This is a genomic window from Methylacidiphilum caldifontis, assembly GCF_017310505.1.
GTDB lineage: Bacteria > Verrucomicrobiota > Verrucomicrobiia > Methylacidiphilales > Methylacidiphilaceae > Methylacidiphilum > Methylacidiphilum caldifontis.
The window spans coordinates 576731-590067 of sequence record NZ_CP065957.1 but is presented as its reverse complement, the minus strand read 5'-3'; the positions used below and the strand labels follow the sequence as shown (position 1 = coordinate 590067).

7 protein-coding genes, 1 pseudogene and 1 CRISPR repeat array are annotated in these 13337 nt (G+C 37.8%); of the genes and pseudogenes, 1 reads left to right on the top strand and 7 read right to left on the bottom strand.

The window, feature by feature from the left end:
• Nucleotides 1-103 precede the first annotated feature (103 nt).
• Nucleotides 104-1132: pseudogene (locus IT6_RS10715) on the top strand (IS1634 family transposase); the annotation flags it as partial.
• 110 nt (nucleotides 1133-1242) lie between these two features.
• Nucleotides 1243-5957: direct repeats of the CRISPR family, unit length 37 nt; unit sequence GTCTCAATTGCCTTTCGGCTTCATCTCTAGTTCTAAC.
• Nucleotides 5958-6238: 281 nt separating this feature from the next.
• Here the strand turns inward: IT6_RS10715 and cas2 are convergent.
• From cas2 to cmr4, 7 genes are all read right to left on the bottom strand, one after another.
• Nucleotides 6239-6625, bottom strand: a complete 387-nt coding sequence (cas2, locus tag IT6_RS02715; protein ID WP_206827578.1) for a CRISPR-associated endonuclease Cas2 — start codon at nucleotides 6623-6625, stop codon at nucleotides 6239-6241.
• Between the two features lie 2 nt (nucleotides 6626-6627).
• The gene (gene cas1 / locus IT6_RS02710) at nucleotides 6628-7635 is read right to left on the bottom strand and encodes a CRISPR-associated endonuclease Cas1 (RefSeq protein ID WP_206827577.1); all 1008 of its coding nucleotides are present in this window, start codon (nucleotides 7633-7635) and stop codon (nucleotides 6628-6630) included.
• A gap of 69 nt (nucleotides 7636-7704) precedes the next feature.
• Nucleotides 7705-9606, bottom strand: a complete 1902-nt coding sequence (locus tag IT6_RS02705) for an amidohydrolase family protein (RefSeq protein WP_206827569.1) — start codon at nucleotides 9604-9606, stop codon at nucleotides 7705-7707.
• Between the two features lie 103 nt (nucleotides 9607-9709).
• Nucleotides 9710-10801: a CRISPR-associated ring nuclease Csm6 gene (gene csm6, locus IT6_RS02700; protein WP_206827567.1), complete on the bottom strand. Its 1092-nt coding sequence runs from the start codon at nucleotides 10799-10801 to the stop codon at nucleotides 9710-9712.
• Between the two features lie 257 nt (nucleotides 10802-11058).
• Nucleotides 11059-11961: an RAMP superfamily CRISPR-associated protein gene (locus tag IT6_RS02695; RefSeq protein ID WP_206827565.1), complete on the bottom strand. Its 903-nt coding sequence runs from the start codon at nucleotides 11959-11961 to the stop codon at nucleotides 11059-11061.
• Nucleotides 11962-11964: 3 nt separating this feature from the next.
• On the bottom strand, nucleotides 11965-12324 hold the full coding sequence (gene cmr5 / locus IT6_RS02690) for a type III-B CRISPR module-associated protein Cmr5 (protein WP_206827563.1): 360 nt from the start codon (nucleotides 12322-12324) through the stop codon (nucleotides 11965-11967).
• Between the two features lie 18 nt (nucleotides 12325-12342).
• On the bottom strand, nucleotides 12343-13281 hold the full coding sequence (gene cmr4, locus IT6_RS02685; protein WP_206827561.1) for a type III-B CRISPR module RAMP protein Cmr4: 939 nt from the start codon (nucleotides 13279-13281) through the stop codon (nucleotides 12343-12345).
• Between the last annotated feature and the right edge of the window lie 56 nt (nucleotides 13282-13337).

The following is a 13337-nucleotide window of genomic DNA, read 5'->3' as shown; positions in this document are numbered from 1 at the left end:
CGTAGGAATCTCCGGCCTTCAGGCCGGGGAGGATGTCAACCTGTTTATTCTTAAGTGTCTTTTTGTTTCATCTTTCGTATCCATTCAATAAATTAATGCTAAAGCTCAAGATCATCGGCATGATCGGTTTTAGGTTCTTTTTGTCGTTGTCACTGATAGTCGGGGTATTCCGATTCATGTGGAGGTGCTTCGTCGAGGGAATCGAGTAGATAACACGACCTTAATGGGGCTTTAGGTTATGCTGCAACGAAGGTTTGGGATTCAGGAGGTAACCTTCGTCTTCGATGGGGGAATGAAGTGCCGGTGGAATCTGGAAAAGTTGACAGGTTTAGAACTCAGGTACGTGACTCGGGCAACTCAGGTGAAGTTGCAGGAGATTATCAGAAGTCTTCCCGAAGATCGGCAGCCCTGGCATACGGATTGGACTTAGGTCTTGGAGATCGAACATCAGAGAATTTGTTATGTCATTCCTGGAGGAGAGTGGCGAGTGCTAAAGGACGGAGAGCGGCGGGAAAGACGGATCGGACAAGGGGAAGAACTGCTGCGCCAAATAGCACGATCGATACGGAAGGGAACGGATCAAGTCAATCTCGCCAGCTGGGTGAGTTGAGCGCCCCAGGGAATCCAGGTTAAATACTTTCGGTACAGAGTCGATGACAAAGGCTGATTCGGTGGAAGCTTGATTTGGATCGGCTCTAGGATGAAGAGGCGATTGATGGCTGGTATCTTTTGGAGACTAACCTTCCCTCAGCCAAAACTTTGGATCAGCAAGTCCTTACGCACTACAAGAGGCTTGAAGAAGTCAGCCTTCTAAGAGCTCAAAAGCTACCTGGAAATCCGTCAGATCAATCATTGGGACCGGACTGAGTTCGTAATCATATAAGGCTCTGCTTCTAGGCATTTTGATTCTGTGCCCAGCGCCCAGTTCTGAATAGAATGGGTAGAGAAGGATTTTACCGAAAAAGTTTCCAAAGTGCCCCGTCGCTTGCAATCAATCCGCTTGGTCCAACTATCTACGAAGGGAAAGCCTGTGATTGGGCTCTTATCCAGGATCCCTACTAAGCTCAATACGTTGCTTCATAAACTCGACTTGCTTTCGCTCTTTGATCATCCGTTCAAATGGACTATGTAGTCAGAATAAAAAGACGATATCATTGAGCTACAGCACATTATATCTTGAAGTTTCGGAAGAGTTAGTTCCAACACTGTTGGGAGGTTTGGCATAAAACAATGTGAAAAGAAGTCTCAATTGCCTTTCGGCTTCATCTCTAGTTCTAACATCAGGATAAAGAGATCAATCTAAATCTTCCGCACTTCCCGTCTCAATTGCCTTTCGGCTTCATCTCTAGTTCTAACGGAATACCATGTCTGGGAAGCATGGAATGTTTCTCGTTCGTCTCAATTGCCTTTCGGCTTCATCTCTAGTTCTAACTTGGGATTCAGGGTATTGGACTTTTGTAGAGGAAGATGAGTCTCAATTGCCTTTCGGCTTCATCTCTAGTTCTAACTAGACACATTGATTGGAGATATTTCCACAAGCCTGTTTGTCTCAATTGCCTTTCGGCTTCATCTCTAGTTCTAACCCTTGAATAAAGGAGACATTATAAGAGTGAGAAAAGTCGTCTCAATTGCCTTTCGGCTTCATCTCTAGTTCTAACAACTTTCCCCTTGAGGATATAACCAAAGAACTGGTCTGGGTCTCAATTGTCTTTCGGCTTCATCTCTAGTTCTAACGAGCAAAACAATGAAAGAAAAAACAAGGAAAGAGCTAGAAGTCTCAATTGCCTTTCGGCTTCATCTCTAGTTCTAACGATGAGGATTCGGGTGAATCCTCGTAAATAGAAAATAAAGTCTCAATTGCCTTTCGGCTTTATCTCTAGTTCTAACAGGGCTCGGGTAGAGCCTTCAAAAAACCTCAACCAGGAGTCTCAATTGCCTTTCGGCTTCATCTCTAGTTCTAACAATTACAATGAGCCAGAATACATAGACTGTAAATGGAGTCTCAATTGCCTTTCGGCTTCATCTCTAGTTCTAACTGACTTGAGTGAGTTAGCTTCCAAGGAATTGGTTGATGGTCTCAATTGCCTTTCGGCTTCATCTCTAGTTCTAACCTCCAGATCATCTTGAAGCTATGGTAGAAGTGGTTTTGTCTCAATTGCCTTTCGGCTTCATCTCTAGTTCTAACTGGGAGCAGTCATTCCTTTTAACGCGACAATCTTGTGGGGTCTCAATTGCCTTTCGGCTTCATCTCTAGTTCTAACTATTTATAATGAGCGGCTCTATGTTTACAAAGGGGGGCTGTCTCAATTGCCTTTCGGCTTCATCTCTAGTTCTAACTCCCAAAAGAAAAGTCGGGAGATTGCTGTTCGAAATTTCGTCTCAATTGCCTTTCGGCTTCATCTCTAGTTCTAACGTTGTGAGGAGTATGTAATTAGTGTAGAGAAAAGTGGTCTCAATTGCCTTTCGGCTTCATCTCTAGTTCTAACATGTATATGACTTATCGGGTTTCATTTTAACCTCATAAGTCTCAATTGCCTTTCGGCTTCATCTCTAGTTCTAACAATTACAATGAGCCAGAATACATAGACTGTAAATGGAGTCTCAATTGCCTTTCGGCTTCATCTCTAGTTCTAACTGACTTGAGTGAGTTAGCTTCCAAGGAATTGGTTGATGGTCTCAATTGCCTTTCGGCTTCATCTCTAGTTCTAACTCCCAAAAGAAAAGTCGGGAGATTGCTGTTCGAAATTTCGTCTCAATTGCCTTTCGGCTTCATCTCTAGTTCTAACAAGTTCCACCCTTGGGCTGGTTGGAACTACGATGGCAAAGTCTCAATTGCCTTTCGGCTTCATCTCTAGTTCTAACGTTTTCCCGGTGAAAGATTACGGGCACTTTGTTTCCCCGTCTCAATTGCCTTTCGGCTTCATCTCTAGTTCTAACCCCATATAAGATCTAAGGAATGGCTGTTTCAAAACGGGTGTCTCAATTGCCTTTCGGCTTCATCTCTAGTTCTAACAAAAGCTTATGTAGAAAAGCATTGGCCGAAAGATTATGTCTCAATTGCCTTTCGGCTTCATCTCTAGTTCTAACGCTGCATCATCCTCCGTCGGGGGAGTGGCCCGGTTCGGGTTGCTGTCTCAATTGCCTTTCGGCTTCATCTCTAGTTCTAACAGAACACACCGCTTACCTTCACTTGCAAAAGAAGACGGTCTCAATTGCCTTTCGGCTTCATCTCTAGTTCTAACGAAGGTAGGTGGGAACCCCAATCCTAACCCTCACCCTCGTCTCAATTGCCTTTCGGCTTCATCTCTAGTTCTAACGTAACATTCACATCTACCATGGTACCAGAGGTGTGTTCTTTGTCTCAATTGCCTTTCGGCTTCATCTCTAGTTCTAACTACCGTATGAGATCGAGGTAAATTGGAGATATTGGCTGGTCTCAATTGCCTTTCGGCTTCATCTCTAGTTCTAACATCTCTCCTCCATAGCGGAGGAGTATTATTTAGAAGGCTGTCTCAATTGCCTTTCGGCTTCATCTCTAGTTCTAACCGGTAGAAGGAATTGTGCTTCCAGTTGGCCAACTGGGAGCGTCTCAATTGCCTTTCGGCTTCATCTCTAGTTCTAACTTCCCTGATGTGGCTCAATTCCTTGATAAGGTCGAGGAAGTCTCAATTGCCTTTCGGCTTCATCTCTAGTTCTAACTTCCTCGATCAGGTTGAGGAAGATCTTAATAAATATTTCCCGTCTCAATTGCCTTTCGGCTTCATCTCTAGTTCTAACTTTTGATTACCAAGATCGGCTTATAGATCATAGGAAATGTCTCAATTGCCTTTCGGCTTCATCTCTAGTTCTAACTATCATTCCCCTCAACTCAGAACCAATCTGGGTTGAGGGGGTCTCAATTGCCTTTCGGCTTCATCTCTAGTTCTAACAAGTGTTTATTTTCTTCCCCGTAACGGGGAAGGAAGTTGTCTCAATTGCCTTTCGGCTTCATCTCTAGTTCTAACAGTAAAAGAGCTTGTCTGGCTCAACAAGCATGAGCCAGCGTCTCAATTGCCTTTCGGCTTCATCTCTAGTTCTAACACGTAAAATGAGGGCTCGGGCGAGTCCTCAAAAAACCGTCTCAATTGCCTTTCGGCTTCATCTCTAGTTCTAACTTAATGAATACTTTCCGGGGGGAGAATACATAATGGAGTCTCAATTGCCTTTCGGCTTCATCTCTAGTTCTAACTTTCCCAAAAAGTAAGGGAAGATTGGGAATTGTATATGTGTCTCAATTGCCTTTCGGCTTCATCTCTAGTTCTAACAACATCAATCTCTAGTGGTAATGATTCAGCAGTACCCGTCTCAATTGCCTTTCGGCTTCATCTCTAGTTCTAACCAATAAAGACGAGCCGGATTATATCTTTCCGTGTTGGAGTCTCAATTGCCTTTCGGCTTCATCTCTAGTTCTAACGTTCCATCCTTGGGCTGGATGGAATTATGAGGGGAAGGTCTCAATTGCCTTTCGGCTTCATCTCTAGTTCTAACTAATTTTAGTAAGCTCATTGTCGATAATGAAGGACGCGTCTCAATTGCCTTTCGGCTTCATCTCTAGTTCTAACTGAAAAATATTTTCCGGGGAGAGTTTATTCCTCTGAAGTCTCAATTGCCTTTCGGCTTCATCTCTAGTTCTAACCTCAGGAGCCAGAAAAGTTCTTTGAAAAAGTTTGCGCGTCTCAATTGCCTTTCGGCTTCATCTCTAGTTCTAACTGCGTTGTGGTTTTCCCGCCATCAGCCCACGGAAGCTCGTCTCAATTGCCTTTCGGCTTCATCTCTAGTTCTAACGAGCAGCAGCTCATCCAGGTCAAGTAATTGAATTAATTCGTCTCAATTGCCTTTCGGCTTCATCTCTAGTTCTAACTCCAAGAAACTTCTGGAGAAAGTTAAAAAGACAAATCCGTCTCAATTGCCTTTCGGCTTCATCTCTAGTTCTAACATCAGTTCCTGAACTCTGGAAAATTATTAAATCTCAAGTCTCAATTGCCTTTCGGCTTCATCTCTAGTTCTAACGGAAAGAAATGAATGAAGAAAAACTATATCAGCTTTTATGTCTCAATTGCCTTTCGGCTTCATCTCTAGTTCTAACACAAAAAGAAATGAAAAAGGAAGAGGTAATTGGATGGCTGAGTCTCAATTGCCTTTCGGCTTCATCTCTAGTTCTAACTGGGGAATAATATAAATGAAAGTTAAATGCGAGATTTGTCTCAATTGCCTTTCGGCTTCATCTCTAGTTCTAACGAGTCCGCCCAATCTCTGGTTATCAAGGCTGGGAGACTGTCTCAATTGCCTTTCGGCTTCATCTCTAGTTCTAACGGTAATAAAATGAAAGAATACTTGTGGAACAACAAACAAGGGTCTCAATTGCCTTTCGGCTTCATCTCTAGTTCTAACGAAAGGCCAATATCATTTTATATATATTATTGGGAACCAGTCTCAATTGCCTTTCGGCTTCATCTCTAGTTCTAACAGAATATAATAAAATCATTGCCATCAACGGTCTTGAGGTCTCAATTGCCTTTCGGCTTCATCTCTAGTTCTAACAAATGGGCTTTCCTGCGAAAGGGAAAGTGATAAGAATGACGTCTCAATTGCCTTTCGGCTTCATCTCTAGTTCTAACGTTAATTTTCAACATAGCAAGGAAGGGAGCCAATTATGAGTCTCAATTGCCTTTCGGCTTCATCTCTAGTTCTAACGAGACCTTAAAAAATGCCATCCAAGAGGCCGAAAAGGTCTCAATTGCCTTTCGGCTTCATCTCTAGTTCTAACAAAGGCTGCTAGGTCGTATCAGGTAGCTAAGCTAGTAAGTCTCAATTGCCTTTCGGCTTCATCTCTAGTTCTAACGATTGACCCGTTAACATTATTCAGGTAATCGGATATCTCGTCTCAATTGCCTTTCGGCTTCATCTCTAGTTCTAACTGCGAATTTCTAAGTCTTTGAATATCAAAATAGAAATATATATTAAGGTATTGACTGTATTTTTAGATTGGCATTCTATTTGCTTTAAATTTTTTAGAATTGCAATTGATAATAATAACTTATTCATAACCAGCATGATAATAATGGGTATTGGGATATCTTTTTTTATATTATTTGTAGTCAATACCTAAATTAGAAATTTTTAAAACAAAACTACCGTCATAAAATTTTCAAGTTATCATTTTATAATAAAAAACCGTAAAATTTTCAAATATTATACATTATACCAAAAAGCAGAGTACTTTCTCTGAACAAACCATTGTACCTGCTGTTTTAATTTCTTTCGCTAATCTAGAATCAATTTTATAGGCAACAATTCTATCTTCTTTTGGATTGATTTCTGAAAGTAATTTTTTCCAAAGCCCTTCCAATTCTGATTCTTCTAAATAACACTCAAAAACACTAAACTGAACCCTTACACCATAATCTTCACAAATTTTTGCTATTTTATGTAATCTCTTGTCATCACAAATGTCATATGCAATAACAGTGAGCATTTTTTTCTCTCCTGGTGGTTTTTTTCTGCTGGGTAAAGGGGTAAAAGCTTCATACCACCAATAAGATGGTTCTTCAGATTGATTTTCTGTGTATTCATCATTTCTGCTCATGGTTAATTCATTAAGAAAGGTTCAAATTTTTCTGGATCCTCTAAAGCCGCTTTGAATGAACAGGCGCAAGATTCTAATTGCACTCTTAGGGTCGTTCTACAACTGGCAAATTCAGAAAGAAATTGTCTTTCTAATCTAGTTTCATATTGAGCAAGAAATTTTCTTCTTCCTGATTCGTTTAAATAACAACCCCCGTTTTTCTTTTCAAAATGCTCATGATTAAGAATCTTGTGGCTAAAAAGATCTAGTGTTAATGCTTCTACAATTACGGGTCTGAAGGGTTCAATGAGATCTAAAGCAAGAGACCATCTTTCATTTTCTGGAGCATGTAAAAAACCTAATGCGGGATCAAGTCCATGGAGATGAATAAGAGCCGTCATTTCATTGTAAAGAAGGGTTGCACCAAATGATATACAAGCATTTACAGGATTGAGTGGAGGACGAGTGGATCTGCGCTCAAAAGGAAATTCTTTTGGTAAAAAGGTAGACCAAGTTTGAAAATAACGGGCTGTAGTGGCTCCTTCGTATCCTCGAACTTCGTCAACAGTGGAAGCTGAAGCAACATTGAAGAGAATTTGATTTAGCCATTGGAGATCTTTTTCTATATTGATATTTCTGTTTAAGCTTAGCCTTTGAAGAGAACGCCTTTGATTATAAATTTTTCCCCTAATGAGCTTACTTGAGAATGTAAGAACAGATTTGGGATCTAAGCTATTCTGATATTGCTTTTGTCTCCACAGGCCATGTGAATTTAAGGGAGGAAGAAATCCTCCTATAATTTGTCCATTAAAACCCAAAAAAGAAATGGGAATGTTCCGGTTCATCAATTCACAGAGAGCTGGAGTAGTAATAGAAACAGTTTGATCCAATACAACTCTTTCGAGTTCTCTTAAAGGAATTTCTCTAATAACTTCTTCTGAACCACTTTCTTCATTTAATCCAACGACTTGGAGTCTTTCTGAATAGAGTGAGATTTTAGTATAAGACTGAATTAAATAAGCAGAAGGCATACTTCTTCTTTTTTCCTCAAAACATAAAAAAGAGTTTTTTTATCTCAAGTGTTTAGACATGACATGACGTCAAACCTGGACATATTGCTGAATGAGTTTGCTCAATTTATCTTCAACTTTCTTCTGAAGCTCCATTTGACCCTTGTAAGGAAGAAAGGCAGCCCTAATTGAATTAGAGATGATCCTCAAAATATCCATTTTCGTAAGTTGAGGACAAAGTTTGGTTGAAAGAAAAAGAAAATTATCTGAAAGGCTGGCTTTACTTATACCTATGTTATCTGTATTAACCGTAACAACAATTCCCTTTTTATGATAATCATAAAAAGGATATTCTTCTTTTCCTTGCATTGGATAAAATCCCTTAATTTGATAGTTTGCATAAGGACATAACTCTATAGCAATTTTTCTATCCACTACGGTTCTTAAAAGATCTTTTGAATTTTTTAAACTTAAAGCATGGCCTAATCTTCTGGCATGCAGCTTAAATATAGCCTGCCATATGCCTTCAGCATCATCATTTTCTCCAGCATGAGCCGTAACTGCTATTCCACATCGATGAATTGGAGTAAAGTCATAAGAAAAAAGTTCAGCCCTCGTCTCCCTTGATTCAAAACCAGCTAAATCCACTCCTACGATAGCACAACTTTCCCATTGTACTAGAAAATGCTGATTTGCAGTGATAGCTAAAGAAAGATGGCGACTTAAGGAGGAAAGATCAGCGCTTTTACGGTCAGCAATAATGACGAGGTTGACGTGGCAAAAAGCTTCAAAATTTTCTCTTTTCTTCTTATCCATTGCTTGTTGAAAATAATTTCTGATTTCTTCTAACACAACCCAAGCTGATCGACCATCCTGAGGAGTTGCATAGTTATTTGGTGAACAGCGTATTTCAGCATAAACAACGTTGTCGTCGCACAATGCTTCATAAAGAAGTTGACAATGTTTTTCTAAGCAACCCTGGTCTTTAAGAAGATTAGATCCTGTTGCATTGCCTAACTTCATATAGGCTTCAAGACCTATCTCTTTTTTGGGTTCTGGCCATCCCTCAGGCAAGGGAGGGGGAGGGGGGAAGTTACTTTGTTGTGTTTTTGCTTTTTTTCTAACTTCTTCTAATGCTCGACCATGAGTTGCAAAACCGCCTAAATGGCAGTGCAATTCGATCTTTGGGAGTTGCTTGATCCAATTTTTGTCTTCCTGTGGGTCAACATTTTTGTTAAGCCAATCTATAAAGCTGTCAGGAGCAACAGCAAGAATAGAAAAAGGAAGACTCTCTTTCTTATCCCAGGCCTTAGCCTTTCTAGAAATATTTTTTAATGTGTTTTTACATACCTCCCATAAGTTTTTCTTTGAAGGAATATCGATTAGATAATGATGAATATTCTTGTATTTTCTTATTTGTGAACATTCTAAGGGAAAATCACCCGATTTTAATTCATGTAAAGCGTCAAATCCTTGTTCTTCTCCGAGATCAACATAGAAAATTCTTTTTTCAAGCTTAGCTATATTATAATTTTCTTCATCTTTAGGAGGATCTCCACTGACTAGAATATGGAATATTCCTTTTGATCCAAAGCTATAAGCGGCTTTATGGAGAACAGCTGCCATCGATTTGTATCCACCAGCAATACAGGCATATGGCAACTGATTATTTTTTTGTAAATGGTACAGATACCACCTAAAAAGCGTTTCATTGAAGTTTTCTACCTGTTCTTGAGTTTCGGCTTCATTGAATCCTTTCAATTGCCATATGCCAAAAGTGCAGTTCCTTTTTTCAAAAGAAGAAAAAAGTTTTTCAAAATTGGATTCAACTTTTGCTGAAATGCCTGTTAAACAATGAATTTCATCAAGATGCTTATAATCTGCAGCTTCTATAAGAATGATCCAAGATTCTCCTAAGGTGCATAGAAGAATATTTTTCTGTGACAAAGAAGTAATATTTGGCCTATCATAATCATTACCATTTCTTTGCATTATAATTACTCCTTTGTTTATAAAAAATTATTTTTGGCTCCTCGGTCTTTCTCTTTACCATCTAAGAGCTTTTCCTTGATATAATGGATGCAGATCGAATGTGTTAGGAAGGAAGACCAACTTTTCCTCTTGTTGGGAAAAATAGTTCACTGTATTTTCCTAAACCGTTAACTTTTAATTTTTTTCTTAAGTTACTCAAACATTTTCTATAATCTTCAATGTCGAGATCCCAATCTTTTATTGAAGCGCTTAATTGAGTATTTTCCTTTTTCCATTGCTCAAAAAAGCTAGGAAAGAGATTATCAACATCATTATGAGTTTCTAGGGGTGGAAGATTTTTCTTTTTCCTATCCCAGAGAAAAGCAAAAAATGCCAGTTCTCTACCTTTTAGCGCGATTTCCTGGTCGTTGATTATGATTTTTCCAGATTGAGGATCGAAATCGAGCTTAGGATTTAACTTTTTAATTTCATTGGAAAATTCATGGACCAGATTTGTGAATCGACCTGGGAATCTTCCTAGCTCTTTTGGGAAAAGCTCTCTAAATCTAACAAAGGGGATGTTTGCTAACTCAATTTTGGCATCTTTAGCATGTACTACACTGCTCGATATTGTCTTTAGAAGCTGTTCTTTTTGTGTTGGATAGTAAAATTTGGGTTGAAGCCGTGGATCATCATAGGGTTCATTGACTAGTACATGAGTAAGTCTATCTCCCTCTCTACCAAGCATGGAAATGGAAATGGAGAGTAGGATGCTCATTGTTTTTCTTCCTCCAGCTACTGAAGCAATGAGAAGAGTGTCAGGGTTTTCTGTAATTTTCCTTACTTCTTCAAGAATGTAATCTGCTGCATCTTCATTTTCTTTGGCTGTGCGAATATCTTCCAACTCCACACACTTACCTTGCTCTTTAAGAGGAGAGGGAATAACTTTGATCTCTCTAAGGATAACTGAATCAGGACTTATCTTTTTTTTATCGATTAACCCTTGTCTAAATTCATCCCAGATAGATAAGGAATTTTTTCCTGGATTTAACAGTTCGGATTCTATTGATCTTTTACCAGCAGTTGTTGTAATGACATCAATGAAACGAGGACAGAGAGGAGGAGACTCATGGATAAGCCCCCAGATAGTCTCAGGAATAACTGCAGGAGATGTACCTACAACAGCTAATAAAATAGTTTCTTTTTTTTGATTCATAGCTTTTCTTATTCATCAGGTAAGGAAATATTCGAAGATAAAAATTCTCATAAACCACTGAAAAGAATATTATTGTCGTCGGTACTTGAATAAATAATTTTTCCATGTTCAAGTAAGAATTCGAATTTGAAAATCAAATCCTATTAATCATTTGATTTAATTGTAGAGTTCTAAAATGCACTTCATTCAGTTTACATGTATCTAGTAACTCACTATTTGACTTATTTTTTTATGTTTCTTTTTTCTTGTTTTTTTTATTATCTAGTTGTTTTATTAATCATTCTTTTAACTTTTTCGGTACAGTCTATAAATTTTCCATAACCATTTTTTTTCTTTGCGCCTATTGCATGATCTTCTAGTCCTTTTTTGAGCCAACCAATACTCTTAGTAAGGGCATCTACCAAAATTCGTTTTGGAGAAGGAATCAGACAAAAACTGAAGATATGGTTGCGTGTTACAGGATGAGGATATTGAGGAAAATCACGATGATGATAAGAGTTATAGGTATTGTAATTTGAAGGATAAAATTTTAGAGGTATTGGATAAGCATCCAAAAAAGAAACTGTGCCTGCAAAGTTTGGAATTTCTTGAATAAGTTGTTTGTTGTGCTTTCCAATTATCTTTTCCATTATTAATGAGGCAGCATCACTTAAAATTTCATCATTTTTGTTACATCCCCAATAAAAATCAGAAAGAGTTTCATTTTTTGTCCAGTCTGCTTCTGACCATCCAAAAACCAGTGCAATGGTAGATAACAACTCAGCCTTATTGGCCTCTGAAGCATTTCGCAACTCTTTGATTGCTACGCTTCGAGCGCAACCTTTAACAGCACTTCCAGGTATATAAGGGATTCCGTAATAATCAATACATACTCCAAATTTTCCCGTGATTACTGCGGCTGTATTGATCAGCAGTTTTTGAGATTGTAGTTGAAAATAAAATATTCGATTTTTTGGAATGGAATGTATAAAATTCCACCAAGTGTCGATTCTTTTTAGATTTAGCTTTATAGTTTTTAAATGATTGAAGTAATATTCTTTTGCATTAAATCCATTATTTTTCCTAGGATCTACGTATTTTACTAAACAAAGAGCAAGTGAATCAGGATTATTTTTTTTTATTAATTCTTTGATTGGTTTAATAGCAATATAATTATTCATTGATTAAGTATTTTTTTGAATTTCCTTTTTTTCAGAAAATCTTTTTAGATAAGAAAGATATTGTAATGCTTCAAAAGTAGCTCGTTGTAATTTAATGGAATCGCCGTTGGTTAATTCCTGGAGAGCACCGGTAACTGTGTTTTTGGATATCACATTTCTTTCTTTTAAATAATCAATTACAGCCTCCATGGCTTTGGAAGTTTCAGAATCACTTTTTTTGTCAATAATATAAGCAAGAGTAGATAATAATCCATTGGACATTATTAGTCCTGGTATTTTATTAACATTTTTTTTATCTAAATTATTTGCTCTATTTAATGCATGTTTAGCTCTGAGTATATCTAAGTTTGTCATTGTGCTCATAATACTACCTCGCTTAGTTTAAAATTGGTTTTCGCTTTGCTGAATATGAAGCTTGTAGTTTAAGAATGTTGTACAATATCCAAGACCAGTTCCTGCATCTGCTCCAAATTGGAAAAGATGGTTTTTTTCTTTAATCTTACTTGTTAACTTCTCGAATGGATCAAAAGAGTCGTTTTTAATAGAACTCCTTCTTACAACGCTATAAAAAAGAGTTTCAGAAGGCACATTCTCCTGATTAAACAAAGCTCCTTCTTCAGCAGTACCTGTTTTATCATCAATTTTTACATGTTGAGCAATCTGGCAAGCAGTTTGTGTAAAAAAACTCATTGTTCCATCGCTTACTATTACTATTCTTTTAGGTATCTCTTTTAAGATTTCATTTTTGTGTGTTAGTTCTTCTGTTAATATTGAATATAAAATTTCAGGAGGATCATCTAAATACTCAAAAATATACTCTTCTAAAATGACCTTAGCAGTAGTTGAGTGATCTTCTATAGAAATTGGGTTATCTTTTTTGAATAAAGCTTTATTATCAATAAGAGAATTAGGCATTGAAAAATCATTTTTATGTAAGTCTCTGAAATAACGTTTGAGTATAAGTGGACTAGTAATCCAAGCAAAACAACCTTTTAAAGATCGGATTGGAAATGCTAATAGTTTAGCTTCAGTAAACTGAATTAATCCACTTTGAGCCTCACTATCTGATCCAACACCAAAAAGTTTTTTCCCTTCATCGGTAATTTCCAAAGTATCTTTTTTAACCCATTCATCACGAAAAACTCCCTTAATAGCACTCCCCGGAATTATGGGAAATCCCGTGTGTCTTTCTCTGATAATAGGGAGATCTATTGCTCCCACTGAACTGCCTGCTCCAATATGCAGGGGAGTTTGGGTAAAAAGATAAAGAAAAGCTAAAGCAGGTTTTCCTTGTTTTAGGATTTGCATGGATTCTGTCATTTTTTATTCTCCTTTTTCGTTTAAAATTTAATGAAATTAAAATATTTTTTCATCCT

Coding starts and splice junctions, on each gene's coding strand:
- cas2 (WP_206827578.1), bottom strand. CDS start 6,625: ATGAGCAGAAATGATGAATACACAGAAAATCAATCTGAAGAACCATCT.
- cmr5 (WP_206827563.1), bottom strand. CDS start 12,324: ATGAGCACAATGACAAACTTAGATATACTCAGAGCTAAACATGCATTA.
- cmr4 (WP_206827561.1), bottom strand. CDS start 13,281: ATGACAGAATCCATGCAAATCCTAAAACAAGGAAAACCTGCTTTAGCT.
- cas1 (WP_206827577.1), bottom strand. CDS start 7,635: ATGCCTTCTGCTTATTTAATTCAGTCTTATACTAAAATCTCACTCTAT.
- IT6_RS02705 (WP_206827569.1), bottom strand. CDS start 9,606: ATGCAAAGAAATGGTAATGATTATGATAGGCCAAATATTACTTCTTTG.
- csm6 (WP_206827567.1), bottom strand. CDS start 10,801: ATGAATCAAAAAAAAGAAACTATTTTATTAGCTGTTGTAGGTACATCT.
- IT6_RS02695 (WP_206827565.1), bottom strand. CDS start 11,961: ATGAATAATTATATTGCTATTAAACCAATCAAAGAATTAATAAAAAAA.